We start from the raw sequence: 25,845 nt of genomic DNA, 5'->3' as shown, positions 1-25,845 counted from the left end.
CCCTCTTGCCCTATGCCGATTCATGGGTGCCTTGAAGATCCGACCGCTCACCTCCGCCGCTAATTAAACCGGTTTAATTTTTGGTTAATTGTATGCGTTTTCTTCGAAAGAATGTCACATTTTAAAGCGGTTTAATCGTTATCGCCGATTTCCGTCTTTCGCGTTCCGTCGATCACCTTCCGGCGGCTCCCTTCGCATCATTTTGCAAGAAACAAGCGTTTTTTCCTTTATAAGCGTCATTTCGCCAATCCGCTAACAGGGTAGCACCGGGAAAATAAGGCTGTCAATTCATTGAAAAGCCTGTGTAAACGCCGAATTTCCGGACGGATCGCCGACGACTCTTCTCTCGTCCGGCTTTGTTCCGTTCCGCCTGGAACGAGCGAACGCCGCGCTTTGAAGATTAAGTTGCAATTAAGTCGAAATTTACGAATTTTTATTATGGGGAGATGAAAAAAGCCCCCTGGAGAGGAAGGCTTAATACGAGAGGGGCGGCTTCCGCCAGGTTGCCGCCGTCAGGGAATGGACTTTACGGAGTAAAAAAACCGACAAGGGACAGCGACCATAGAACCGGAATCAAGCCGATCCAAACCGCTTTTTTGAACTTTCGTTTGTGATACAGCAGCCAACTGGCGATGGCCGACCCGATGAAAACGATCGGGTAGCTTAGAATGACGACATAGGATATGGTCTGCAGCGCGGTTGCATCGTCAAGCTGGTCCAGCATCGTGAGCGACAGGAGCGCGAACAGCGCCCATATGGCGGCGAATACGGCATAAATAATCTGGCTGATAATTAGAAAAAGAGCTGTTTTTACATTTTTCACGTAACCTTGACCCCTCGATGAAAGTATTTTTGCCGCCTACCAAGCCGACGGTTTAGATTCGTTGTTCGTCTCCAGCATATGGATGAGGATCGTAACCGCCTCGGCCCTCGTGGCTTTATCGCCAGGAGCGAAACGGTTGCTTCCTTTCCCTTGAATCAGTCCGCGCTCCCGCAGCACCGCCGCGGCACCCTTCGCCCATGCCGGAATATGCTCGTCGTCCGCAAAGCCGGTTACTGCCGGTTCCGGCGACAAGTCAAGCGCAGCCGCGATCATTGCGGCCATCTCGGCGCGCGTTATTTCGGCATCCGGCCGGAACGTGCCGTCCGGATAGCCTTTCACAATGCCCGCCGACGCGGCATGCGCAACTGCTTGCTTCGCCCATTCGCCGATCTTCGCTTCATCGGCGAAGGACGGCGGCGCGCCGGCTCCCTGCGGCTTCAAGACGTTCATCAGCATCACGATGAATTCCGCGCGCGTAATCGTAATATCCGGCCTGAACGTGCCGTCCTCGTACCCTTTTACGACCCCTTCTTTCACCACCCGTTCAATGCTCGCCTTCGCCCAGTGGCCGGCGATATCGCTGAACGACGGAACGAATTCCTCATTGGCCGTCGACAGCACCGTAAATTTTTTAAAATGATCGACGGCTGCGGCAATGCGGCTTCCGTTCACGTTCGAGCCGGGCACTTCCACCCACGCCTTATTCGTCTCGTCATAATAGAATATGCCGGCTCTTTGACCCTCGTCAAGCTCTGTCGGATGGAAAGCAAACGTCAGCGTAACCGGCTTGTTGAAATTGCCGGCGAAGCTCTTGGTTATCTCATATACCGAGCCGGTCAGCATCTTTCGACCCTTCAGCATGCCTAGCGAATCCGCCCGGCGTTCAATTGTCAGAATTGCCTCTCGATCGGTCGCCCCTGCCGGGACTGAGATCGTCACTTCATTGCCAAGGCTCACTTCGCCGGCCTGGCCCGCCGGCAGTGTGAGCTTGCCATTCGTTGAAACCACAGGAGACGGAGCGACCGGCGTGCCGCCTCCATTGCCGTTCTCATTGCCTCCGCTACCAGCCCCGGCTTCTCGGATTATATTTACCGTATAACGGTTGCTTGTTTCGTCCGGCGCATTTACGGTAATTTCTATCGGATTAACGTCTGCCGCCAAATTGGCCGTATAGGCGTAGACGGAGTCGGCAACGGTGTTGTATACCGCGCCGGTTACCGTCAGCTCCTGCGATGGGTCTTCTTTGGCCAAAAAAAGATTAAGGCTTGTTACGTTATGCGGCACGTTTGCCGTATAAGACAGCTTCACCGGCGAGAAGGCGGGCGATAACGCGCCCTGATCGATCCCGAGGCCGGCCAGCTTGGCCGTTTCGCTGATCCGTACCGCATGGATAGCGTAGGTTTTGGTCGCAACTCCGTCCGCAGCCGTAACTGTAATCGAAATCGGCGTCGATATTACGTTCAGCGGCACCGTAAAAGAGGTTCCTCCGCTTGTCGTTTGGCTTGTCACCGTACCGGACGAAACCGTAACGTTCACGGTCGCCAGCGGGTCTCCCGGAAGCGGAGTAACCGTCAGCTCATTAACATCGGGCGCAACCGCCACCGTGTAAGGGCCGGTACGGTCTCCCGAGAACGCGGGCTCGAGCGTTCCGTCAGAGAACGTAAGACTGGCAGCATTCGCGTTGTTATTCGGGCTGAACAATCGAATGATGCCGATGTCGTCTCCCGGTTGTTCCAGCACGTACAGAAGTCCGTTGGCACCGGCAGTCACCCCGCTCGGAGCGGTTAACGAAACGTCGCCGGCGCTTCCAGTCCCCCATTGCGTCACATAGCTGCCGCTGGAGTCAAATTTCTGAATGCGATTGTTATCCGAATCTGCCACGTATACGTTCCCGCTGCCGTCTACCGCGACCCCTCCGGGATAGCCGAATTCGCCTTCGCCGCTCCCTTCGCTTCCCCATTCCGTCATCAGACTGCCGGTTGAATTGAATTTTTGAACCCGATGACCGCTTTTATGCACCGCATACACGTTGCCGGCCGCATCCGCGGCAAGCCCGAACCGGTAGTAACCCTCCATCTCCCATTCGCTGTAGTTGTCGATTGGCCACTGCCCCCTGTACTCGCCGTTCAGATTGAATTTCTGGATGCGCTCGTTGCCCCAATCGGCCACGTACACGAATCCGTTCCCATCGATCGCAATGGAGCCGTGCCCGTCAAATTGCCCGTTTCCGTCGCCGCAGCTTCCCCATTCGCCGATGAAATTTCCTTCGGTATCGAATAGCTGAACTCGACAGTTAAAGCTGTCGGCCACGTAGACGATATCGTTCTTATCGATCGCAATGCTTGCCGGGTATGCAAACTCCCCTGCGCCGCTGCCCTCGCCACCCCATTCAGCTAGCAATGTGCCGGATGAATCAAATTTCCTGACTAGATTAACCGAACCTTCCGCTACGTAAATATTGCCGCGGCTGTCCGTCGCGACGGACTCTGCCGCAAGCTCTGGAGAACCGGGACTCCCCCACTTGCTTATATAATTGCCGCTCGTGTCGAACTTTTGAATGCGATTGCCGTCAAGATCCGCCACGTACACGACGCCGGCGTGACTAACCGCGATTCCCCAAGCCGTCAGAAATTGTCCGTCCGCGTGTCCGTTGCTCCCCCATTGACCAACGTAAGCGCCGTTTAAATCGAATTTTTGGACGCGACGATTGTTTGTATCCATCACATAGACGATTCCGTTAACGTCTACGGCAATGTCCATCGGATATTTGAACTGCCCGTCACCGTCGCCGAACTCCCCCCATTCACCCTTAAACTCGCCTTCCGAATCAAACCTTAAGATCCGATGGTTCAAATGGTCCGTCACGTACACGTTGTCTCCGCCGTCGTCCACAGCGACTCCGGTTGGATAATCAAACTGCCCGTTGCCGTTCCCGTAAGTTCCCCACTTTGCCAAAAATCGTCCGTCCGCGCCGAATTTCTGAATGCGGTCATTGGAGGAATCCGCAACATAGACGTTGCCGTCATGATCGACGGCAATGCCGCCAGGATTCGCAAACTGTCCGTCGCCGTCGCCGCCGCTACCCCACTCTCCGACATAAGCGCCGCTTGCATCGAACTTCTGAACGCGGGAATTGCCCGAATCAACGACGTATACGAACCCGTCTTCGTCGACCGCAATGCCGTCCGGCGATTTGAATTCGCCTTCCCCGTCGCCATAGCCTCCCCATTCCGCGACATAATTGTCGTTTGAATCGAACTTCTGGACGCGGTTGTTGTATCGATCCGTTACATACACATATCCGTCACCGTCTACGACGACTCGGAAAGGCCCGGCAAACTTTCCGGCCGCGGGTACTTTAAACCCGCCGCTTGCCGGAATTTCGCGCAGGCCCCCCGAATCGGCGGATGCGTCAACTCCGGCCGGATACGGTACGGATACGGCTCCGAGCAACAGGACAAAGATTAGCAGCCAATGAAGCTTCTTTTTGTTTCGTTTATTCATGTGGCATTTCTCCATTCTTTCGTTTTGTCGTTTTTATGCTTTGCCGGCAGCCTCCGGCTTGTCCGCTCTGGCGGAATCGGCCGCAAAAGCTAGCAAACGCGTCGTAACCGACGGAATAAATATGAAAGGGACCGTAAGGCGTCTCCGCCGTATCGGTCATCTCGGCAAACTTCCGGTATAACCCGTTCGTATAGGCATTGCCCGCCGACGTCGGAATCCGCACCTCCCGGACGTCCCCGTTCAGCTCCCCGATCTTCTCCGCCAGCACCTGCAGTCCTCTTATGAACGTCCGGTTGCTTCGGTACTCCTCCGCAAAATAACTGTTTCCGAGCACGGCAATATTTTTATTATTAAACCCATCTTTTTCCAAACCTAACACAAATCCGCCGATGCCGATCACCTGGTTCTGCTCGTTCGTCAGGATGGCCGCGCTCCCGTTCCGCATGCAATGCTTGACGTCCGCAAGCGCGTGTTTCACTTGATAGCCGGGAATAATACGCTGCCGATGCTCGACATAGAAAGCCGTATACTTGCACCAATACCCGGTGCTCTCGCAAATTTCGAACTTAACCATACGGATCCTCCTTTTCAAAGATTAATTGTTATTCCAATGAATAAACAATAAATTATCTTGCAGTTTAATAAAATATAGATTATATTTCTATTAAATCCATTATAAGGAGGTATTCGTATGGGAGCTCCCGCTTGCAACGCGCCAATGGCAATCACCGTCGATAGAGATTCCGGCCAGTACTAAAGCACCGATCCGTTCCGGCGGCCGGCAGTCATGCCGGCCGTTCGCGTATCCGCTCCCGCTCACAACCTTTGATAGGGATCGAACCTAAGCAGGCGCCCCAGCGGGATCGTATAGAAATCGAGCACGCCGCAAGGCGGCTCCGTCGTCTTCGTCAGCGTCGCGAGCTTGCCGAACAAGCTTCGGTTCCCGTCCGTCGCCGGCGCGAAGAACACGACCTCCCGAACCTCCATCTGCGATTCAACCAGCTTCTGGACGAGCATCCGCAGCGCGCCCAGCATCGAAGCTCCCCCTCTATGCCTCTCGTTGAAATACAGCAGATGAACCTCGACTCTGCCCGGATCCTTGTAACCGTCCTCCAGCGTCCCGGCGGTATGCGCGAGCACGGCCGCCATGCCGCCTTCGTCGTCCGTCCCGATAATGAAGCCGTTGTCTTCGATCGCGTAAACAAGCGAATTCATGACCGTGCTCCAGTTGTATAACAGTCCGAGGCCCTCTCCGTGCTGGCATACAAACTTCACGCCCTCTTCCCGCTCCGCTTCCGATTCGGCTATCGACCATTGGATCATTTCGCCGTGCTCCTTCCCGTCTTTCAAACGATGCAATAAGCGATACGTTCGACTCATTTCCTCCTTCATTTTACCTAGTCCAACTGCTTGTAGACTGAAAAGAAAGCGCTTCATGTAAGGTTTTGGCGTTCGGCATCAAAAAAAATTCGTCATGGGCAATCGGTTTTTGATAAAAAACGATAGTCCGGGATGGAAACCATTTGGTATTCTTAGCTCAAGAGCCGCTCTGTCATCGAAACGAAAGGAAGTGCTGCCCACGAATTATGCGGTGGAGTGCGCGATCGATTATATCGAGGAACACTTGAATGAGCCGTTGCAGCTGGAGCGAATCGCGAAGACGGCATCCATGTCGCTGCCGCACCTGTACCGGATGTTCTACGCGATGACCGGCCATCCCGTCAAGGAGTACATCAGGAAACGAAGAGTGAGCGAAGCGGCCGTCCTTCTTCGCCAATCCGGCCTGTCCGCGATCGATATCGGCTTCCGGTGCGGCTTCGACTCGTATCAGACGTTCATTCAGACGTTCAAACGGTATGCGGGCATGACGCCCGGTCTATACCGGAAGGCGGAGCTGGTATTCAGCTTCGAGCGCATTTCCTTATCGGAGCGCGTGGCGTACATGGAGGAGCGGGAAGTAACGGAGCGATACCCCGAAGTCAAAGTTATCCGGCTGGCCGCCAGGCGCGGAATGAGCAAATTGTTTACGGCCAGGCAAGGGGAGAGCATCGAGGAGAAAGCTCTGTTCCTGATCGGCCAGGAGCTGGGAAGTCACGGCATCGATTTCTCCCGGGCAGCTCTCTTCGGCTGGAACGTCGACCTGGATCGGCAGCACGAGACGCACGGTTATGAAGTCGCGGTTGTACCTTCGGGTGTGGATGGGCATCGATCTTTCAACGATAGTTGGCGTCCATGCGAACTTCCCGGCGGACTATATGCCGTCACGTATGCACCCGCGGGAGATGGCGCTGTCATCGAAGCCGCCTGGAACCGGATCGTATCGGAATGGCTGCCCCAAAGCGCCTTCGAGCTGGAACGGCCGTTTTTTCTTGAGGAGTATCAGCAATTTAACGGAAAAATTGCCCGCATGAAGCTATATCTGCCCGTTAGGCGTCAAGCCAGCATCGAGACGATTCGGTTCGAAGAACGGCTTCAGGAGAAGGCAATCGTCTTTCGTGCGGAGGGCGGCGACGGCGTATGGCGGGCCGACCAAGCTTCTGTCGCTTGGCTGGAGCGTCACGGTCTAGCCGGCGATGAGCGGATCGGCGTCGGAATGAGCTGCAGCTTCCCGCCGGGGGACGGGAGCTATTATGAGGTGATTCTTTTTTTGCCCGAAGAAGAGCTGCCGCTCATGGAAGAAGGAGAGAACGCTGCCGTGCTGGGCGGCGGGTGGTACGCATGTCTCAGAACGGCGGTTTGCGGCTCGATGACCGGCGTGCTGGAGAAGATCTATCGTTGGCTCGAAACATCCGACGATTGCGAGCCGGACGGGGAACGAGACTGGTATGTCCGTTATATTCACGCCAATGACGGGGATAGTCGGCTAGACGAAGACGGCAGCGGGGAAGTATATGCGGAGTGCAGGGTTCCGATCCGGTTACTCAGACGGCAGGGGGTTAAAGCGTGAATCGGAAAACAACATTTGAAGAACGGCCGGAAAGCTACCGGCCATTCATGATTCCGAAGGCATTCAAGCTAATTCATGGAGGGAAACCGATGAGCGAACAATCGCAAGAACAAGTGGTGCCCGAACGCCGAAGTCCGGTCAAAAATAAAATCGGGAGCGTCTTCATCCCGGTCCGGGATATCGAAAAAGCGAGGAGCTGGTACTGCCGGATTCTCGGGCTGGACGAAGCGGATTACGGCATCATGAACGGGCATCTGTGCACGCTGCCGATGCAAGGAACGGGCATCATACTGGATACGATGCCAGCGTGGGGCGGGAAGGAACCAGGCGGTGCCCCTTCGATCGAGACGCCTGCTTTTATGCTGATGACCGAAGACCTGCAGGGCTCGCTCCAATATATGAAAGAGCTCGGTGCCGAGCTTGTAACCGGGATCGAGCATGATCATTGGTTTGTCGTCAAGGATCCCGACGGCAACAAAATGATGATCTGCCGCGAATAAGATTAATAAGGAACATAAGGGCTGCCCGTTATCGATCGTAACGGGCAGCCCTTGTCACTGCTTACAGCAGATTCAAAACATGGAAGCCGGATTCGCGGACAGCCGGGCAAAATCCAGAACGGAGCCTTCCTCCGCCTGATCGAGCAGCTCGGTCATCAGCTTGTAATACGCCATCGCGTCCCCGCTTCGGTTCATGAGCAGCAGGAGGGCGACCATCTTGGCGTGCAGCCTCTCGTCCAGCGGCTGCAGATGGACCAGCTTCTCCATCGGTCCGAGCGCCAGCTCGTGCCGGTTCCGGCCGACGTATGCGTCGGCCAGCGCCTCCAGCAGCTGGGCATGCCGCAGTTCAAGCTCGGCCTGGCGCGGAGCGGCCCAGCCATATCCGCTGCCCGCCAAATAACCGTCGCCGTACAGCTGGATCGCTTGCATCAGATGTGCCAGGGAGTTCGTGCTCTCGTAATGCCTGCACGTCTTCTCGTATTCGGCGACATCGTCGTCGACCGGCGACGGCCAGCGCAAGCAATAGCTGCCCCCGGCCGTCTTCAGCTGCTCCACGACGCCGTGCAGGCCGCAAGCTTCAAGATCCTTCCGGAGCTGGTACACCGTCGAATGCAGGTTCGCCTGCGCCTTCTCCACGTCGCGGCCTTGCCAGAGGCTGTCCAATATTTGCGCTTTGCCGACCGACTTCTCCCTTGCATGATGCAGATAGGCCAGCAGTTCCCTGCTCTTGGAATTGCGGAAGCGGATAGGCTCCCCGCCGGCCGTCGCGACGGAGAAGGGGCCGAAGCTGCGGACGGACAGCTTGCGCTCCGAAGGCGAACCCGGATCTTCCCGGCGCCCGAAGCGCTTCTCGAAGCGCTGCAGCGTTCGGGCCAGATCGCCTTCCACGATCGGCTTGAGCAAATAATCGAGCGCCTCCACGTCGAAGGCGTCGCGGGCGTACTCTTCGTACGCCGTCAAGAACGCGACCTGGATCTCCGGCCGCGCCTCGCGCAGCCGCCTCGCCAGCTCCACGCCGTTCATCCCCTGCATCTCGATGTCGAGAAACGCCAGGTCGATCGGCTCCGGAGACGTCAACGCATGGTCCAGCAGCTGCTTCGGTCTGTCGAATAAGCCGCATACTTGCACGCCGTCAATCGCTTGCAGCAGCTTGCCCACTCTTCGGAGCGCCGGCTGCTCGTCGTCTATCGCAATCACCCGAATCAATTTCTTCCCCCCTTAACCTGTCGGGCGGCCAGATTGCCGCGCCCCCACTCCCCCCTGTCGGAAGCGGCATTCGCGCCGTCCGCGAGCGGAATGCGGAACGACACCTTCGTCCCGGCGCCTTCCCCGCTTTCGATGCGAAGACCTCTGCCATACAGCTGAAGCAAGCGCCGGTGAATATTGCGCAAGCCGACGCCGCCTTCGCCTTCCTTGGCGAGAAGCGTTTCGGCCGGGACGCGCATGCCCGCACCGTCGTCCTCGACGGCGATGACGGCCTCACTTCCTTCGATGCGAACGGTCACCGTCACCGTGCCGCCGTCCTCCGCCTTCGTTACGCCGTGCCGAACCGCGTTCTCCACCAGCGGCTGCAGCGTCGTCGGCGGCAGCAGGCATGCCGTCTCCTCCTCGATGTCGTAGCGGACGCGCAGCCTGTCGCCGAATCTGGCCCGCTCGATTTCCAGATACGCTTCGGTCAGCTCCAGCTCCTTCCGCAGCGGAACGAGCCGTTGCTTGTTTTTGAAGTCGAAGCTGCCCCGCAGGTAGCGGCTGAGGTGGATCAGCAGGTCATGCGAGGTTTCGGGCTCGTCCAGAGACAGCGAGATGATCGTATTGAGCGCGTTATATAGAAAATGGGGCTTGATCTGCGCCTGCAGAAACGCCATCTCCGAGCGCACCGATTCCTCCGCGGAACGCTTCATCTCCAGCAGGGAGCGCGCCCTCGCCCGCAGCTCGTGCGGATGGAACGGCTTCGTCAAAAAGTCGTTCGCCCCCGCTTCGAAGCCGTACGTCAAATCCTCCGGCTCGCTCCTCACCGTCGTCAGAAGCACCGGCAATTCCGCGAGCGCGTAATGCTCCCGGATGCGCCGGCACGTTTCGAACCCGGACAGCCCGGGCATCATGACATCCAGAATGACGAGCCCCACCCGTCCGCCGAGCCGCTCGAGCAGCAGGATCGCCTCTTGTCCGCCGGACGCGGTAACGACCTCGTAAGGCTCGTCCGCCAGCACCGATCGGAGCACCCTCAGGTTCACCTGATCGTCGTCGACGGCGAGGATCGTCTGCCCCGGCCTGGCTGTCGCGGCCGTCTCCCGCGCCGCGGCGGCTTCCAGCCATCCGGGCAGCAGCCGCGCCGCCTCGAACGCGCCACTCTCAAGGCCGGGCTCGTTCCCCACCTCGTCCCGGGCCGCGCTCTCGGCGACCGGGATCGTGAATTTGAAGATCGACCCTTCGCCTACCGCGGAGTCGACCGTTATCCCGCCGCCATGGAGCTCGATCAGCCTTCTCGCGATGCCGAGCCCGAGACCCGCGCCGCCGTATTCCTTCGCAACGGACGTGCCGACCTGCTCGAACGACTCGAAGATCGTCTCCAGCTTGTCCTTCGGAATGCCGATGCCGGAATCGGCAACGGCGATATGCAGCATGCCCCCGTCCGCCCATGCCGACACGACGACTTCGCCTTCCGGCGTAAATTTGATCGCATTGCCGATGAGATTATATACGATCTGCAGCAGCCGGTTCTCGTCGGCGAGCGCGCCCGGCAGCGATTCCGGCCACTCGAGCCGAAGCGCGACGGGCTTCTTCCCGATATAGTGGCGGAACACCTCCTCCTGCGCGGACACGACCGCCCGGACGTCGACGCGCCGCAGCTGCAGCCGGATCCCGTTGTTCCTCAGCAGCGACAAATCCAAAATATCGTTGATCAAGTTGGACATGCGGCGCGCGACCGATACGACGACCTCGAGCTGCTCCCGCTGGGCGTCGTTCAGCGGCCCCGACTTCCCTTCGGCCAACGCCGCGGATAAATTCAAAATGCCGTGCAGCGGCGTCTTCAGCTCATGCGACGTATTGGCCAAAAATTCGTCCTTCATCCGGTTCATCGCGATCAATTCGCCCGACATCGTCCCGATGGTCCGGTAAGCGTTCGTGAACCTTCTGGCAAGCTCAAGCGCCTCGATGAATACGAGCAGGACGAAGCCGTAAGGGACGAGCTGCCGGTCGATCCAAATAATCCAGCCGGCGCTGTACAATATATCGTGCGCGGCCGCCGCGACGAACGCGAGCCAGCCCGACAGCTGCAGCAGCGCGCCGTCCCGGCCGCGCCACAGCGCAAGCGTGAAGCCGTAAATAAAATAGGCGAGCGCAAGCAGCGACACGATTTTGAAAGCCCCGATCACGCTCGTATAGATTTCGGTTGGCAGGAGGAGCACCGTTCCGACAAAGCCGGTTCCGACCCGGAAGAACAGCTTGATCGGTACCGCGTTGAATTCTTTCGGGTACAGCTCCCGGACGAACAGCGCGGCCATCGTCACGCCGCCGTAGTAGGTCAAATACTCGAGCATGATAAGAAGCCGGATCGGAACGTCCGGATAAAATTCGACCAGATGAATGCCGCCGACCACCCATTGCCGGATGGCGCCGAGCAGACAGCAAATGCCGAAATACAACGTCGACCGTTCGGAGCGGCGCAGCAGGAATACCGCGATCTGATACAGGCCGAGCATGGCGCAGCCGCCGAATACGGCCATGTCGATAAACGAATCGCGCTCCTGCATGTGAAGCATGTCGCGCTCGGTTCCGAGCGTCAGGCTGTACCAGATGCCCCCTTCCGGGTAGAGCGGATTGGCCACCTGGATGAACAAGTCGAACGCGCCGGCGGGCGGCGCGAACGTTACCGTCTGCGGGCGGTAGGCGGCCTTCATGCCGTCCCGCTCCGCCGCGACCGTCCCCGAACGGGCGATTTCGTTGCCGTCCACATATAGGCGATAGGCAGGGGCGATCGCCGGAATCTGCAAGCCGAGCAGACCGGCATCGCCCTGCGTCAGCACCTTCAGCCGGTAAGTCGCATAGCCCCGCCCGGATTGATTGTCCCGCGACCACTCGCCGGGCACCTCCTCGAAGGAGACCGGCTTCGAGACAGGCGCCCCCGAATCGTCTCCGGCCGTCAGCAGCCGTTCCCAGTAGAACGTCCAGTCGCCGTTCAGCCGGACCGCCCCGTCCCGCTCCAAGCTCCACTCGCGAAGATCGAGCACGCCGCTCTCCGCTCTCGGCTCCGTCTTGCCGGAAGCCGGCCCGAGGACGGGCACCGCCAGCGCGGCGACGAGCGCCGCGACGATGGCGAACAAGGCCGCCAGCCTGACTTGCCGATTTTGTATCATGTCACCATCCACCGTCCGGTCCGCCTTTTGCTTCGAGCTAATCGGCCATATTAAGTAACACCATCATACCGCAGAGCCCTGCCGTCGCGCTACGGTCCGCGCGGAGCGAAGCGGATTCCAATCGTCTCCGTTATACGGTTCAAATTGGACATCCGCACCCTGTAACGCCCGGCCTTAAGCGCTTATCGCAGGCGCCGCCAACTGATCGCGCAGCCACGCGAATGCCGGCCCCCCGTTAATTTCATGCCCTCCTTCGAAAAAATCGGCCCCAACGGCATCCGGCGCTCCCGCCTCGGCGTACAAGCTTCGCAGCTCGCCGTAAGCCTTCGCCGCAGGCTCGCGCGGGAATATGCGGTCCGTGACGCCGGCCTCGAGGAACAGTCCTCTCGGCGCGATCAGCCCGAGCAATTCCGGCATTTCCGCCTCCAGCAAAATGCCGGGTATGTAATTGTCCAGGCAATGATTGCGCGCCAGAATGCTATCCGCGAACAGGCTCGCGTACCCGCTGACGACCGCGCAATGAATGCGAGGGTCCAGGGCGGCCGTAAAACCCGCGACCAGCCCGCCGCCGGAAATGCCCATGATCCCGATTCGATTCGGGTCCACGCCGGCCCGGCCCTGCAAATAATCGATCACCCTTGCCGTTTCGCGGACTCGAAGGCCGGCCAGCGTCCGACCGGTCAAGAGCAAATGCGCCGCCAGCCGGAAGCAGGAGCTCATGCCCGGCTCTTTATCCCTATCCTCCTCCAGCCTGCGCTCGCCGAAGCCAATGAGCTCGGGCGCGGCTACTACAAAGCCCTCCCGTACGAGCGAGACGGCAAAGTCCTTATGCAGACCGGGACTTCCCGAGCGCTCCGAGCCGCCCGGCTCCAGCCCGACAATCTCCCGGCTTCCGTAGCCGTGGCCGTGAAGCGCGATGACGGCAGGCGCCGGATCGGCCGCCGGACGCCCCGGCACCAGCACGTAGAGCTTCATTCGCAGCCCTTCGACCGTCGAGATTTCGATATGCTCCCGTACGTAGCCGTCGCATTCGCGCCGGTCAAGCAGCTTCGGCTCCAGCTCCCGCTCGTCTTCCCGAAAATCGCCCAGCAGACGGTCGAAGGCTTCGGCCAGCCCCAGCCTCCTCTCTTCCCGGCCAAGCGCCCGGCCGGCCCCTCTTCCCTCTGCCGCCTTCTGCGTAAGCGATTGCAAATAATCCTCAAGCTTCATCGTCGTCATTCTTCCCCTTTCTATTCCGCGGGCAGCTCGCGTGATCAAGGAACCCGCCGATCATTTTCTCCAAGAGTTTAACAGCTTGGCGTCCGCAGCGCCATACTTGCGGGAGCTTTGCTATGATTTTTGAGCAAACCGGTTGCTCTCCTCGTGAATCAGGCGAAGCAGCCCGACCAGGTCATGCAGCCGCTTTGCTTGCGATTCGTATTCCCTTGTCCGCTCGCGGCGCTTGATCGCGATAGCCTCGCGGATAAGCCCGTGCCATCGTTCGGGCAATCGCGCCAGCCCGTACGAGCCGGCGCCGATTTTGCTGGTCACTTCGCGCTCCCGAACGGTATACCATTGCCGCAGCATGCCGAGCGTGCACCATTCCACGGCGAAATCCAGCTGCTCCAATGGCAGGTCGGGCTCCGCGGCGCCGATCGAATGAAGCTTTTGCTCCAAACGGTCCATCCAGCCGGTCCAATAGGCGTTCATATTGTCCATAACGTATCGGACGAGTTCATCCGGCGTTATTTCATAACGGAAGGACAGGTCCCTCCCGTATACGCAAATGCCGCGCTTCTTAAGCATCCACCAGGTGACCGGATTCAAATCCCCGGTTCCGTCGAGCCGCAGCCGTTTATCGAAATAGGCGGGGACGGGGAGGAGCTCATGAGCGGGCTTTCCCGCATCCTCCGCCCGGATGTAGGCGCCCATTATGTCTATGCCGAGAAGCGCGGGCTCGATATCCTCGTGCGCTTGCGCGATCAGACGGATGTCGGACGACGTCAAGGCGCGATTAACGAATACGATAAAATCGATGTCGCTCGAGCCTTCAATATAAGCATGTAGTGCGGCCGAGCCGTATACATATACGGATTCCACGGTATCCGGCATCCGGTCCTGCAGCGATTCGCATAACGCTCGCATGGATCGGTTGACGGCTTCCGGCAGCATTGCGGTCATTTGGATATTCCGCCTCCTCGTTTAGGGGATGATGGTTTTCGCTTCCGCTCCTTCATTGCGCTTCCCCTTCTTAGGATAAACGCGCCTTATTGGGCTAAAAAGAGAAACTTTCTTCCTCGTTTTTCTTATTTAACGCTCAAAAAAATGTTGCGGGGAAGGCGCCGCTGCACAATAATGAAGGAGGACTTACCGAATACGGCATTAGTCAACTACTCTACATAAAAAAAGGATGGGGTATCGTGGAATTCAAACCGCTCGCCCGATTTATCGACCGCATCACCTCCTGGCGCATTCCGTGGGCGGAAGTGGTCGTCATGCACCGCAACGAAACGGTGTTCCGTTACCGTAACGGCTACGCCGATCTGGAAGAGAAGACGGCAATCGACGACAGCCGGATCTTCAACCTCTACTCGATGACGAAAATTATGACGTGCACGGCCGCGCTTCAGCTCGTCGAGAAGGGCGCGATTCGGCTGAGCGACCCGCTGCCCGACTATTTGCCGGAATACGCCGAAATGACAGTAAGAAAAACGTTGCCGGACGGCGAAATCGCGCTGGAGAAGGCGGAGAGAGCGATCGCGGTGCGCGATCTGTTCACCATGACGGCGGGCTTCTCGTACGATCTCGGGGCGCCTTCCATCCGGGAAGTCGTACAGCGCACGAACGGCAAGGTGCCGACACGCGAATTCGCGGCGGCGCTCGCGAAAGAACCGCTTCTATTCGAGCCGGGCACCCGGTGGAATTACAGCCTGTGCCACGACGTCCTCGCCGCTCTTGTCGAGGCCGTGGACGGAAGACGGTTCGGCGCGTACGTGAAGGAAGAGATAACCGGACCGCTCGGCATGCTCGACACGAGCTTCGATCTCACGGAGGAGCAGCGAAGCCGGCTCGCGCCGCAGTACGAATATAACGACGCGCTCGGCAAGCCCGTGCGCAAGGACGGCAACGGCTACCGGATCGGAACGGAGTTCGAGAGCGGCGGCGCGGGGCTGCTGTCGACCGTAAGCGACTACGTCCGGTTTCTGGATGCGCTGACCAATCGGGGAACAAGCCCGGACGGCGTGCGCATTTTGTCGCCGGCGGGCGTGGACCTGATGCGGACGGATCACTTGAACGAGCGCACGCGCGCCGATTTCAACTGGGAGCACTTTGCCGGTTACGGCTACGGGCTCGGCGTCCGGACCCATATCTCCAAAGCCGGCAGCGGCTCGCTGAGCCCGCTTGGCGAATTTGGCTGGAGCGGCGCGGCCGGCTGCCTCGCGATCATCGATCCGGATTCGCAGCTGACCGTCATGTACGCGCAGCATTTGCTGAATAACCAAGAGCCCTACGTGCATCCGCGATTGCGAAATATCGTGTACGCCTGCCTGTAGCGCGGCTGGAGCAAACAGAGAAACGGCAGTCCCGGACATCAGCGCATGTCTGGGACTGCCGTTCGTTTTGATTCTAAAAAACCGAGCGAATCGATTTCCTGAAATAATAATGATTGCTCCCGGTCGGCGCGTCTTCGAATACCGCAACCTCTTCGTAACCATGCTTTCGGTAAAAGCCGGGAGCCTGGAAGCTGAACGTATTCAGCTTGATGAACGCGCAGTCTTGTTCCCCCGCGATTTCTTCGATCCGCCGCAGCAAGCGGGCGCCATGCCCCTGCCCGCGAAGCGATTCCTCGACCCAAAGAATGACGACCTCGATCCAATTCCAGCAGAGCACGGCCAGCAAGCCGCCAACGACCCGGCCGGCATCGTCTTTCAGCGCCAGATGCAGCTCTTCGTACCTTGAACTCAAATGCTCCGGCACATGTCCGGCGTTATATTCGATCAGCCTTCTTCTTACATAATCGCTTTCTTCTTTGTTACCGAACGAAATATCCGGCTCAGCCATCGCGGCCACCTCCGCTTTCCGTAAGCTTGCCCTTCAAAGGCCATTCTTGAAATCGATCAGAACCTCATCGACCATATGCCGGGAGATCGCCGCAACAACGGGGTTCGTGTCCCGGTAGTAAGGGAGGGCGATCAGCCCGACCGACAGCGCCCAGCCGCGTCCGCGCGCCCAGGTGGCATCGTCCGGCCGAAGCGCCTCCCGGAAGACGGGTCTCGTATCGGCCGTAAGGACGCTCCATGCCACCAGCAAATCGCCGGCCGGATCGCCTACGCCTACGCCGCCGAAGTCGATGACGGCGCTGATCCGCCCCCGATCGACGAGCAGGTTGCCGGCATGGATATCCGCGTGAATCCACACCGGCTGCCCTTGCCATACCGGCGCCTTCAAGGAAACGTCCCATGCCAAGGCCGCCGCTTCGGTATCGATCGTCCCATGCAGCTGTGCGATGGCATCGCGGACATAGGCGTCCCGCGTAGCGAGCGGCATGCCTCGCCCAAAACCGGGAGGCGGGCCGCCAGCGGCATCGATCCGCTGCAGGGCGGCTACGAAACCGGCCAGATCGATCGCCGCCTGGCGCAGGTCGTCAATGCGCCCGGTCGTCGCGTTCTCGCCTTCGAGCCAGCGGTGCACGGACCAATGCCAAGGGTAGCCCTCGGCCGGCGTCCCGAGCGCAAGCGGCTGAGAGATGGCCAGCGGCAGATGCGGGGCCAGCTTCGGCAGCCAAGCGTATTCCGTCTCCGCCTGCCCGGCCGCCCACTCGACGCGGGGAAGCCGCACGGCCATCTCGTCTCCCAGCCGATAGATCGCGTTGTCCGTCCCCGTAGAGGCAAGCTTGCGCAGAGGGAGATGCGCCCATTGCGGAAATTGCGCCGCAAGCAATCGCTTCACGAGCGTCTCGTCAATCGCTGACCGTTGATCCATTCGAACAATTCCTCCTATAGCCCGGGTTGATTACGTTCATTGTAAGGATTTCCTCCGTGAGGCCGCAAGGTAATCTTCTTTTTTATCCGATTTTTATCGCTTGCCGGAGTTGCCCGAACCGGAGGCTAATCGGGAATGACGAAAGAGACGGCCGTCCCTTTCTCTAGAATGCTTTGAATGACAAGGCCGCCGCCGATCGTCCGCTTCAGTCTGCGATTCGTGTTGTACAGCCCGATACCGCCCTTGCCCGCGACCGGCGCGTCCAGGAGGCGGCCGGCCTTCTCTTCGTCCATGCCGATGCCGTCATCCTCGACTTGGACGAGGGTCGAGTTTCCATGGCGGACGATTCGAATTTGAACCGTGCCTCCTCTCGGCCTCGGCAGAATGCCGTGCCGGACCGCATTTTCCACCAATGGCTGAATCGATAACGGCGGAAGAAACGGCGCAACGCCTTCCTCCACGTCCCAGAGGACGGTTAGCCTGTCCCCGTGCCGCTCCTTCTCCACGTACAGATAAGCCCGTACGAGCTCAAGCTCCTGCGCAAGCGCGACGGTCCTCTCCGAATTTCGAAACAAAAAGCTGATTCGCAAATACGAGCTGAACGCATCGTTCAGCAAGCGCATCCGGTCCGGATCGATTTCGCTGAGCGCCATGATGGAATTTAACGTGTTAAACAAAAAATGGGGTTGAATTTGCGCCTGCATATAAGCCGCCTCCATGCGAAGACGCTCGTCGACGGACCGCTTCGACTCGACCAGCAGCCGGATGCGGTATTTCAGTTCCATCGGATCCACCGGCTTCGAGACATAGTCGCTTGCCCCCGCCTGGAATCCGGCATACACGTCGGCCGGTTCGCTTCGCGCGGTAAGGAGCAGCACGGGCAGCTCCGACGCGGAGAAGCGTTCCCGAACGAGCCGCGTAAGCTCGTACCCGGATAGCTGCGGCATCATGACGTCCGCGATCAGCAAATCCCATTGCTCCGATCCAAGCAGCGCCAGCGCTTCGTTGGCCGAAGTCGCGAACCGGACGTTGTACGGCTCCGATTCCAGAATACCCCCAAGCACCCTCAAGTTCACAAGCTCGTCGTCCACGGCCAAAATACGGGCCTGCTCCCCCTTGGCCGCGGATGCCGACGGAGGAGGCAGCAGGTCGTCCGAGAGCGTAAGTCCGGCTTCGGGATCCGCGAACGGAAGTCCGGCTTCGGGCAACGCATACGCGTCCTCCCTTGCGGCGGCTGCAAGGGGCGCCGCCTCATGCCAGGCGTCACCGGCTAGAGGAAGCGTCAACGTGAACGTCGATCCTTTGCCGGGCTCGGAGCGAACGGTCAGATCGCCGCCGTGCAGCTCCGCCAGCTCCTTGCCGATGGCGAGGCCAAGGCCGATCCCCCTCGCGTCGGACATGCCCGGATCGCCCTGCTCGTAAGGAATAAAAACGCGCCGCTGCGTCTCTTTATCCATTCCCTTCCCCGTATCCGCCACCTCGATGGCCATCCTGCCGTCCCTGATCTCGGCGGATATAGTAATGGCGCCTTCCTCGGTATACTTGATCGCGTTATGCAGCAGATTCATCACAATTTGCATGAGCCTCTTCTCGTCGGCCAGAACGGCCGGAAGCGACGCCGGCATGTCCAGCTTCATCCGCACCGGCTTCCCCTCGATCGCATAGTTCAACATATCGGCGACGCCGCGGACGACGGCCGGGAGCGCGAGCGGCCTTGCATGCAGGACGATCCGCTTCTCGCGCAGCCGCACCACGTCCAGCAGATCGTTCAACAAATGACCCATCTGGCGGCCGACCGTCACGAGCAGCTCCAGATCCTCGGCGCTTCTTCTGCTCATGTTCCGCCTCTCTCTTTCGGCAATGCTTTGGGCCATGTTGATGATGCCGTGCAGCGGCGTGCGCAGCTCATGCGACGTATTGGCCAGGAACCGGTCCTTCGTCTTGTCCATTTCCCGCAATCGCTCGTTGAGCTTGCCGATTTGGCTCGTATTGCGGAAGTAGCGCTTGAACCAGTAGGAGGAGAAGCCGATAATCGCCGCGAGGATGTCGACCGGGTAGCTGACGCCGATGTCTAGGCGGGCAAGAAAAATGCTCCAGATCACGCTGGACAAAATAGCGCCGGCCGACAGCAATAAAAAGATGGCATCGCGTTGATTTCGAACGACCATCCTTACGATAAGATAAAAAAATCCGGCCATTGGCAGCAAATACAAGACGCTAAAAACGTAATATTCCCGCGTGTAGTATACGATCGGCGTCGGCATCGTCAGGATGAACCCGGAATAAAGGATAAGCGACGCGGCGTACAGCCTGAACCACCGATTGCCGAGGCCGGTCCCCGAGAACCGCCCCGCCATCCTTAAAATAAAAAACATTAACCACAAGTAAGAGAGCAGCCTGATTTTGAACGCCCATGCGTAATTAAGCGGCACCCACTGCAGCAGCAGCATATCGTCGGAATTGACGATCGAGACGGCGGCAGCCAGCAGCAGCAGGAGAAAATCCAGAAACATCCGCTCGCGCGGATTAAAAAAATACAAAATACACGCATACAGGGCATGAAGGAGCAGCACGACGAAGGCAATCAGCTGAAGGTCGACGGACAAGCCGCGCTCGCGGCCGATGGCGGCTTGCGTGCCGAACTTGACGGACTTCGTGATCCCCCCGGTTAACGGGCTTTCGAAATTCGCGACGCGGATCGTCAATTCGACGACTTCGGTACCCGGAGGAGGCGTATAGTCGACCGCGAACGGTCTTCTATCCGGCGAATAAGGCCGCTCGCCGCCTCCCGTATGTCCCATTTCCGCCATCGTACGGCCGTTGATGGACACGCTAATAGCCGCCTGATAATCCTGGATCCGAAAGGCAAGCGGCACGGCGGCGGACGGATCGATCAGAATGCGCAGCCGGTAAGTCCCGACGCCCATCGACGATCCGCTACCCTCCGGCATGGCGCCGCGCCAATCCCCGGGCACCCGAACATAGGTCGGACGTTGATCCGGCCGCCCGGCCTCGCGATCCGGAACGAGCGATCCCGGATAGAAATCCCATGTGCCGTTCAAGGAGATCGGCCGGGATTGGACGAGGTCGAACCCTCGCAGATCGAGTACCCCTTGCGCGGCCCGCGGGTGATCCGGATCGGCATAGTTTTCCAGCCACAGCCACCGCATGCCGAGGAGAACGGCGATAAACAGGGTGATGGCCGCGATCGACGCAAGCGTTTTATTATATTGACGGCGAAAGGTTTCATCGGCAGGTCGAGTCGTCATTTTCACAAATCCTTTACGGCATAAATGATTTTCCTCTCCATCATAAGAGAAAACATGAGTGCCGTACAGCCATTGAGCGGCGAACTGTTTGTATCCGACAATAGCTGGCAGCGGAAGGATAAAATTTATCAAGCGGCACATAATGAAATGAAATGCGATTGGATAAGGCGGGATGATTCCATGGTTCTCTCGGTCAGTTTGATCGTCGTGCTGGCTTTCCTTATATTGCTTGCGACCGCGCCCAAAAACATGCATTTGTTCGAACTGCTGTTCAACGGCATGACGTTGAATTTTTTCCATGTATCCCAGTTCAGCATGTTCAACAATTTGAAGCTTATTTCCGTTTCAGGGCATCTTGATAAACTCATTTCTTTCGTGTGCATCCGCTATGTCGTCTTTACCGCCTTCGTCTTGTTCTACCTTCAGCTATATTTGGCGCTGCGCTCCGGCTTGGCCAAGTCGGCCTTGACCTTGGCTTGCGTCGCCTTGCTTGTCTTGGCGCAGTATGCGTTACAATGGGCAGGCATCCTGTATTTCTCCAGCCAAACAGGCTTGTGGTCGACTGCCGCCTGGCTTGCGATCGTCCTGCTGACGTTAGCCGGAATGAAGCTATTCCGCCATTTGGCCCGGAAGGAAGTGAAGCTTCCATGAATTTTTTACCGCTGCCCGAACGGTTCGACGCCAACGAATGGTTCATCGTCGCGGGCTTGGTATGCGGCTATGCCGTCATGATTCCGCTGCGCAAGCGATTTCCGGTTACCGTATTCATTCTCACTCTTTTCTACGGCATGACGACGGCCAAACTGATGGATGCAACCATCGGATTCACGTCGTTAAACTTTTATGACATCAACGACAGTCCGAAATACGAAGCCATGGACGCCTTGCTGCATTTTCTCTATCTCCCGTTTGCCTATTTCTTTGTCTACCTCTATGATCGGTGGAACGTTCGTGGAATCTATGTGCTGCCGTATCTGATTGCCTATTCCCTGCTGGGCGTCGGGCTGGAGGAACTCGGCAATCTCGCCAAAGTATTTACGTACCAGAAGTGGCGTCTCGTCTACTCGTTCACACTGTACCTCTATTTGCAAAGCCTGCTGCTCTTGTATTTCAAGTGGTTAATGAAACATTACCGTAGAACGAAGGCCGAGCCTGATCCCTCTTCAAAAATATAATCAAACCAAAAAGCCGAACGTACCCGGGCACGGAAGCCCGAATACGCTCAGCCTTGGTCTTATAACTTCATTTTCCGGTCCTCGATGACGTACGCGATGTCCGCGACGTTCCGGATGAACGTCTTGTCATGGGAGACGATCACGATCGTCCCCTCGTACGCCGCGATAAACCTCTCCAACGCCTCGATCGCGTGAATATCGAGAAAATTCGTCGGTTCGTCCAGCAGCAGGATGTTGTATTCGCCGAGAAACAGCTCGCACAGGCGAAGGCGGATCGCTTCGCCGCCGCTTAACGACTTCACGTTTTTGCGAATGTCGTTGCCGGAGAACCGCATCGCATGCAGCGCGCTTCTCAGGAAGCTCTCGTCGTAGTCCGACCGGCCGCTGACGAATTGCAGCACCGTCTCGTCCTTCTCGAACCGGTAGCTCATTTGACGGAAATAGCCGATCCGCGCTTTCGGGGATAAAATAATTCCATCGCCCTGCTCCGCGATATGGCGCAGCAAGGTGCTCTTCCCCGCGCCGTTCGGGCCGGTTATCGCAATCTTCCCGCCAAGCGGCAATTGGAAGCTTACGTCATCCAGCAGAAGCTTCCCATCCGCCCGAAGCGTCATCCGGTCGGCCATGACCGGAAACTTGTTGTGCAGCTTCACGGCCTCCGTCTGGCGGAATACGATCGGTCTCTCCTCCTGCACCGCCTCGACCTCCTGCAGCTTATCCATCCGCTGCTCGATCGCCTTCGCAGCGCGATGCACCGCCTTCTGGCTCGTGCCTTTCGATTTCGTCTCGAACATGCGGTTCGCCTTGGCGTTCGCTTCCTTCTTCGACAGGCTTCCTGCCTGCGCGATCTTTTCCGCTTTTTTCATTTTTTCCTGCGCCGCCCTTTCCAGGCGGCTCTTTTCTTTCACGTACTGCTCGTGAGCCTGGATCTGCTGCAGTCGCTCCAGCTCCTTTTGGGCCAGATATTCGCTGTAATTTCCCGAATAAACCTTCACCTCGCCGTCCTGGACTTCCCATATCGTCGTGACGAGCTCATCCAATACGGCGCGGTCGTGGCTGATCAGCACGAGCGCTCCATAATAGTAGCGCAATTGGTCGACGAGAAATTCAATGCCGTCCCGGTCCAGATGGGTCGTCGGCTCATCGATCAGCAGCGCCTCATAGTAATTCGTAAACAGACCGGCAAGCTTCAGCCTCGTCTGCTCGCCCCCGCTTAGCTGTCCCGAATCGGCCGGAACGGATAGCCGCCCGAGCAGAGCCGGATCGGCTTCCACCGCTTCGGGAGCCTCCAGCTGCTCGAAATAGCCGTGCGACGCGTAGCCGTTCACTCTTCCCGTCTGCGGATCGATTCGTCCGGCAAGCAGCTTCAGCAGCGTGCTCTTCCCCGCGCCGTTTCGGCCGACGATGCCGATCCGGTCGAATTGGTGGACGGCCAGCCGATCGATGCGCAGCACTTCTCTATCCAAATAGGTTACCGTTATATTTTCCAATTCAAAACTTAGCTGTTCCATGTTCACTACCTCCGAAATATAAAATTTCGTACCGGCAGCCTTATACCGATACGAGCTTGATCCGCTTCAAGCCCGTATCAATGAAACAATAGAAACTGCATGCGCCTCTCCTCCTATTTTTTTACTTTTAACGTCAGCGCGGCATTCAGAATAACAAGCAAACCTGCCGCCGAAAATAAAAACGCTACGCTTGTCAGCTCGGTTACCGCGCCTGCCAGTCCCATCCCGATTGGCGTAGCCAGCAGTGACAGGCTTGTAATAAAGCTGAACACGCGGCCAAGCAAATGCGGTTCGATCTCCGTCTGAACATACGCATAGAACGGAGCCGAGAATAAAGGACCGGATATTCCGATAAGCGCGCTCATGACAACGAACGCGTAATACCCGGACGATGGTAGCAAGCCCGACAAGCAGAGGGCGATTCCCATGAGCGCCATGCCGGCGGCCATCGTTTTGATTTTGTCCAGCCGGTCGCCCAGCACCCCTACGAGCGAAGCGCCGGCGATCAGACCGATCGCGAACACCGTCTCGACGACGCCCGCTTCCACGACCCCTTTCCCGAAATGGTTCCTTACCATAAGAGGAAAATACGTCCCGATCGGAATAAAGAGAACGGCTATTGCGGTCATTAACATGGTCAGCTTCCAAAGCAAGCGATGTTTCGCGATGGCTTGGTAGCCTTCTTTCATTTCCGCTATGAGGCCCGCGCGGTCTTCCGCTTGCTCTCCGGCTGCCGCAGGCTTCGGAATGTGGATAAACAGCAGTACGCCGCTTGCAATTACCGCACCCAGCACGTCCAGCAGCAATACCCACTGAATCGAGCTCGCCGCAAGAAGGGCCATTCCGACGGCCGGTCCGGCGACATTCGTAATGGAGCTGACCATCTGCCCCCAGCCCGAGGCTTTGGTCAGATGCTCTTCGGGTGCAAGCAGCGGCACGGAAGCCTGCATGGCCGGCATATGGAACGCCGTGGCGAGCGAGCGGACCATGAGTACGATAATAACGAGCGCGATGCTCGGCTCGCCGAAGGACATCGCGGCAAACAAGGCGATGCTACCGAGCGCCACCGTCATATCCGCCGCAATCATCATCGTCTTGCGGGAGTAACGGTCCACGAAGGCGCCGGCGACCGGCCCGAGCAGCGCTTGCGGCAAAAAGCCCGCGATGCCCGCCATGGCCAGCACGAGCGGCGACCCGGTCGTATCCGTGAGCCACCAAATGATGCTGAACTGCACCGCGGCGCTGCTCAGCAAAGAAAAGAATTGTCCGGAATAAAGCATAAGCAATACTTGCTTCCAATTTTTGCGACTTTCCATGATCGTGTTTTCCATTATCAATCGATACCTCCTAATAAAGTAAGCGTATCGATTCGTCATCGATACGGGCTTGATTTTGGTAAATCCGGCCCGTATCAATAGAACAACAAGAACTGCATATGCCATCTCTCCTATCCATCGTTATTTTCTCCAAAAACAAAAAAGCACACGGAGGGCTGCTCCGTGTACTTCGAATTGGCATAGGTATCCCGTAGAACGAGCGCAAACGGCATGCACCGCGCCGCGTACCGCCGGCTGCATCCATGTTCAGCCCGGTATTCGCGCCGTAATTGGCGGCAAAGCTCGTTTCGCGACTAGCTTTCTACAACGTACCTTATCCCGTACACATAGCAAATAAACCCTCATTCGGGGTAAATTATTGTCGAGGCTATGCGCATGGTATCAGTACAGTTCTAGAAAGGCCATCCTTATCGCTCTCCTTTAAAATATTCTTTCTCATTTTATCGGCAATGATGCAAAAAGTCCATAGCCAATATATAGATCACGCTTCAAATCAAGCCCGTTTGGCCGTACCATGCAATCGGAACGACGCGTTACCGGCTTCAGCGCGCAGCCTTGCCGCCAATACCGAAACCCATCCGAAAGCCGCCATTCCGGCAATCGCCATGACGACGCCGATCCAACTGTTCAAGCTCATACCGATTGCGATTAGCAGCGGCGAGACGATGCCTGTCGCCACGCAATAGACTTGCCAGCCTCGTTCGCCTTGCGCCGCAAACCGGCGGGCAAAAACAAAGCAAGCCGCGATCAATCCCGTAAAAGCCGTATAAAAAGCGAACGAATGGACGGCTGCGTAGCCGCTCATGACCTCCGGCATCCCCTCGGGCGCGCCAGCGGGAAAGCCGAATCCGGGATCCGGGCGAAACAAGCCGGCCAGCGTCATCCCGATCCCGTAAATGCCGATGAGCAAAGGTCCCCATACGCCGCCAATGCCGCCTCGCAGCAAGCCTCGCATGCCAATGGCGGCCAATAAAGCGAGCAAGCCGGTGACGATAAAGTTGGCGCTCTGCACCCATCCCAGATCCCCCAACGTCAGCGTGCTGATGGCATGACGCTTAATATCAAAGCCGGTACGCGTAAACGCTTGGATGATGGAAGCCGCGTAGAACAGCGGCCCCGTCGCCGCCCCGCCGAGCAGGAACGGTCTGATTTGGCTTGCACGAATTTCATTGGTTTGTGTCATTTTCTTATCTGTCTCCTTTTCCGTAATATGTTCGGTTTCATTAAAACGACGAACGGCTGACCGGAATTTCGACACATGTGCTAATTTTTTTTGCAAATTTATTCGGATTGCTTTTTCGGCAAAAAACGAACTGACTTAATTGAAGGCGCGATGAGAACTTCGTCCGCCCCATGGCGACGCAGCTCATTGCGTAGTAGAGTAAAGGGCTGGGGTGACCAGCCCCTCCTCATCAAACCGTACGTGCGGTTTTCCCGCATACGGCTTTCCGATGCTCTT

General features: G+C 57.8%; 19 protein-coding genes. 5 read left to right on the top strand and 14 right to left on the bottom strand.

Annotated elements, in window-relative coordinates; all coding sequences use genetic code 11:
* Positions 1–526 precede the first annotated feature (526 nt).
* The 4 genes from IDH41_RS08930 to IDH41_RS08915 form a co-directional block, all read right to left on the bottom strand.
* On the bottom strand, positions 527–823 hold the full coding sequence (locus IDH41_RS08930) for a hypothetical protein (RefSeq protein WP_190860216.1): 297 nt from the start codon (positions 821–823) through the stop codon (positions 527–529).
* A 36-nt stretch (positions 824–859) separates the two neighbouring features.
* Positions 860–4,327, bottom strand: a complete 3,468-nt coding sequence (locus IDH41_RS08925) for an S-layer homology domain-containing protein (RefSeq protein WP_190860215.1) — start codon at positions 4,325–4,327, stop codon at positions 860–862.
* Positions 4,320–4,901: a hypothetical protein gene (locus IDH41_RS08920; protein ID WP_190860214.1), complete on the bottom strand. Its 582-nt coding sequence runs from the start codon at positions 4,899–4,901 to the stop codon at positions 4,320–4,322. Before IDH41_RS08920 ends, IDH41_RS08925 begins: the two co-directional genes overlap by 8 nt.
* Before the next feature lie 242 nt (positions 4,902–5,143).
* On the bottom strand, positions 5,144–5,707 hold the full coding sequence (locus IDH41_RS08915) for a hypothetical protein (protein ID WP_190860212.1): 564 nt from the start codon (positions 5,705–5,707) through the stop codon (positions 5,144–5,146).
* Between the two features lie 190 nt (positions 5,708–5,897).
* On the opposite strand from IDH41_RS08915, the gene IDH41_RS08910 reads away from it, so the two are divergent.
* Both IDH41_RS08910 and IDH41_RS08905 read left to right on the top strand, forming a co-directional pair.
* A complete protein-coding gene (locus IDH41_RS08910) occupies positions 5,898–7,274 on the top strand; it encodes a helix-turn-helix domain-containing protein (protein WP_190860210.1) in 1,377 nt (458 codons plus the stop codon).
* A gap of 89 nt (positions 7,275–7,363) precedes the next feature.
* The gene (locus tag IDH41_RS08905) at positions 7,364–7,774 is read left to right on the top strand and encodes a VOC family protein (RefSeq protein ID WP_190860208.1); all 411 of its coding nucleotides are present in this window, start codon (positions 7,364–7,366) and stop codon (positions 7,772–7,774) included.
* Between the two features lie 72 nt (positions 7,775–7,846).
* Here the strand turns inward: IDH41_RS08905 and IDH41_RS08900 are convergent, their stop codons facing one another.
* The 4 genes from IDH41_RS08900 to IDH41_RS08885 all read right to left on the bottom strand — a co-directional run bounded on the left by IDH41_RS08900 (position 7,847) and on the right by IDH41_RS08885 (position 14,292).
* Complete coding sequence (locus IDH41_RS08900; protein ID WP_317890715.1) at positions 7,847–8,971, bottom strand: response regulator; 1,125 nt, start codon at positions 8,969–8,971, stop codon at positions 7,847–7,849.
* Between the two features lie 5 nt (positions 8,972–8,976).
* A complete protein-coding gene (locus IDH41_RS08895) occupies positions 8,977–12,132 on the bottom strand; it encodes a hybrid sensor histidine kinase/response regulator (RefSeq protein WP_190860205.1) in 3,156 nt (1,051 codons plus the stop codon).
* Positions 12,133–12,306: 174 nt separating this feature from the next.
* Positions 12,307–13,350: a dienelactone hydrolase family protein gene (locus IDH41_RS08890; protein WP_223829581.1), complete on the bottom strand. Its 1,044-nt coding sequence runs from the start codon at positions 13,348–13,350 to the stop codon at positions 12,307–12,309.
* A 111-nt stretch (positions 13,351–13,461) separates the two neighbouring features.
* Positions 13,462–14,292 carry an aminoglycoside adenylyltransferase domain-containing protein gene (locus IDH41_RS08885; protein WP_190860203.1) on the bottom strand — a complete coding sequence of 277 codons (831 nt, stop codon included), beginning with the start codon at positions 14,290–14,292 and terminating at the stop codon, positions 13,462–13,464.
* Between the two features lie 239 nt (positions 14,293–14,531).
* On the opposite strand from IDH41_RS08885, the gene IDH41_RS08880 reads away from it, so the two are divergent.
* Positions 14,532–15,665 carry a serine hydrolase domain-containing protein gene (locus IDH41_RS08880; RefSeq protein ID WP_190860201.1) on the top strand — a complete coding sequence of 378 codons (1,134 nt, stop codon included), beginning with the start codon at positions 14,532–14,534 and terminating at the stop codon, positions 15,663–15,665.
* A gap of 73 nt (positions 15,666–15,738) precedes the next feature.
* Here the strand turns inward: IDH41_RS08880 and IDH41_RS08875 are convergent, their stop codons facing one another.
* The 3 genes from IDH41_RS08875 to IDH41_RS08865 all read right to left on the bottom strand — a co-directional run bounded on the left by IDH41_RS08875 (position 15,739) and on the right by IDH41_RS08865 (position 20,363).
* Positions 15,739–16,173 (bottom strand): GNAT family N-acetyltransferase, encoded by a 435-nt coding sequence (locus IDH41_RS08875; protein WP_190860199.1) that lies wholly within the window; start codon positions 16,171–16,173, stop codon positions 15,739–15,741.
* 33 nt (positions 16,174–16,206) lie between these two features.
* Positions 16,207–17,094: an aminoglycoside phosphotransferase family protein gene (locus IDH41_RS08870; RefSeq protein WP_190860197.1), complete on the bottom strand. Its 888-nt coding sequence runs from the start codon at positions 17,092–17,094 to the stop codon at positions 16,207–16,209.
* Between the two features lie 125 nt (positions 17,095–17,219).
* Positions 17,220–20,363: a hybrid sensor histidine kinase/response regulator gene (locus IDH41_RS08865; RefSeq protein ID WP_190860195.1), complete on the bottom strand. Its 3,144-nt coding sequence runs from the start codon at positions 20,361–20,363 to the stop codon at positions 17,220–17,222.
* A gap of 180 nt (positions 20,364–20,543) precedes the next feature.
* Here IDH41_RS08865 and IDH41_RS08860 point away from each other — a divergent pair, with 180 nt between their 5' ends.
* Entirely contained in the window at positions 20,544–21,014 is a 471-nt protein-coding gene (locus IDH41_RS08860; protein WP_190860193.1) for a hypothetical protein, read from the top strand.
* Positions 21,011–21,538 carry a hypothetical protein gene (locus tag IDH41_RS08855; RefSeq protein ID WP_190860191.1) on the top strand — a complete coding sequence of 176 codons (528 nt, stop codon included), beginning with the start codon at positions 21,011–21,013 and terminating at the stop codon, positions 21,536–21,538. Before IDH41_RS08860 ends, IDH41_RS08855 begins: the two co-directional genes overlap by 4 nt.
* Positions 21,539–21,597: 59 nt before the next feature.
* On the opposite strand, the gene IDH41_RS08850 is transcribed toward IDH41_RS08855, so the two are convergent.
* The 3 genes from IDH41_RS08850 to IDH41_RS08840 form a co-directional block, all read right to left on the bottom strand.
* Complete coding sequence (locus IDH41_RS08850) at positions 21,598–23,049, bottom strand: Msr family ABC-F type ribosomal protection protein (RefSeq protein WP_190860189.1); 1,452 nt, start codon at positions 23,047–23,049, stop codon at positions 21,598–21,600.
* Between the two features lie 113 nt (positions 23,050–23,162).
* Positions 23,163–24,380, bottom strand: coding sequence for an MFS transporter (locus IDH41_RS08845; protein ID WP_317890710.1), 1,218 nt, complete (start codon positions 24,378–24,380; stop codon positions 23,163–23,165).
* A gap of 499 nt (positions 24,381–24,879) precedes the next feature.
* Positions 24,880–25,569: a DUF998 domain-containing protein gene (locus tag IDH41_RS08840; RefSeq protein ID WP_190860187.1), complete on the bottom strand. Its 690-nt coding sequence runs from the start codon at positions 25,567–25,569 to the stop codon at positions 24,880–24,882.
* Positions 25,570–25,845: the final 276 nt, after the last annotated feature.

Origin of the sequence: Paenibacillus arenilitoris (assembly GCF_014705655.1) — a bacterium.
GTDB lineage: Bacteria > Bacillota > Bacilli > Paenibacillales > Paenibacillaceae > Pristimantibacillus > Pristimantibacillus arenilitoris.
The sequence above is the reverse complement of the archived record's forward strand: the minus strand, read 5'-3'. Positions and strand labels throughout refer to the sequence as shown.

Bases quoted from the DNA above. Each gene is read 5' to 3' on its own strand.
- IDH41_RS08925 (WP_190860215.1), bottom strand. From the start codon at position 4,327: ATGAATAAACGAAACAAAAAGAAGCTTCATTGGCTGCTAATCTTTGTC.
- IDH41_RS08870 (WP_190860197.1), bottom strand. From the start codon at position 17,094: ATGGATCAACGGTCAGCGATTGACGAGACGCTCGTGAAGCGATTGCTT.
- IDH41_RS08845 (WP_317890710.1), bottom strand. From the start codon at position 24,380: ATGGAAAACACGATCATGGAAAGTCGCAAAAATTGGAAGCAAGTATTG.
- IDH41_RS08915 (WP_190860212.1), bottom strand. From the start codon at position 5,707: ATGAGTCGAACGTATCGCTTATTGCATCGTTTGAAAGACGGGAAGGAG.
- IDH41_RS08865 (WP_190860195.1), bottom strand. From the start codon at position 20,363: ATGACGACTCGACCTGCCGATGAAACCTTTCGCCGTCAATATAATAAA.
- IDH41_RS08895 (WP_190860205.1), bottom strand. From the start codon at position 12,132: ATGATACAAAATCGGCAAGTCAGGCTGGCGGCCTTGTTCGCCATCGTC.
- IDH41_RS08885 (WP_190860203.1), bottom strand. From the start codon at position 14,292: ATGACCGCAATGCTGCCGGAAGCCGTCAACCGATCCATGCGAGCGTTA.
- IDH41_RS08840 (WP_190860187.1), bottom strand. From the start codon at position 25,569: ATGACACAAACCAATGAAATTCGTGCAAGCCAAATCAGACCGTTCCTG.
- IDH41_RS08890 (WP_223829581.1), bottom strand. From the start codon at position 13,350: ATGACGACGATGAAGCTTGAGGATTATTTGCAATCGCTTACGCAGAAG.
- IDH41_RS08905 (WP_190860208.1), top strand. From the start codon at position 7,364: ATGAGCGAACAATCGCAAGAACAAGTGGTGCCCGAACGCCGAAGTCCG.
- IDH41_RS08860 (WP_190860193.1), top strand. From the start codon at position 20,544: ATGGTTCTCTCGGTCAGTTTGATCGTCGTGCTGGCTTTCCTTATATTG.
- IDH41_RS08855 (WP_190860191.1), top strand. From the start codon at position 21,011: ATGAATTTTTTACCGCTGCCCGAACGGTTCGACGCCAACGAATGGTTC.
- IDH41_RS08875 (WP_190860199.1), bottom strand. From the start codon at position 16,173: ATGGCTGAGCCGGATATTTCGTTCGGTAACAAAGAAGAAAGCGATTAT.
- IDH41_RS08850 (WP_190860189.1), bottom strand. From the start codon at position 23,049: ATGGAACAGCTAAGTTTTGAATTGGAAAATATAACGGTAACCTATTTG.
- IDH41_RS08920 (WP_190860214.1), bottom strand. From the start codon at position 4,901: ATGGTTAAGTTCGAAATTTGCGAGAGCACCGGGTATTGGTGCAAGTAT.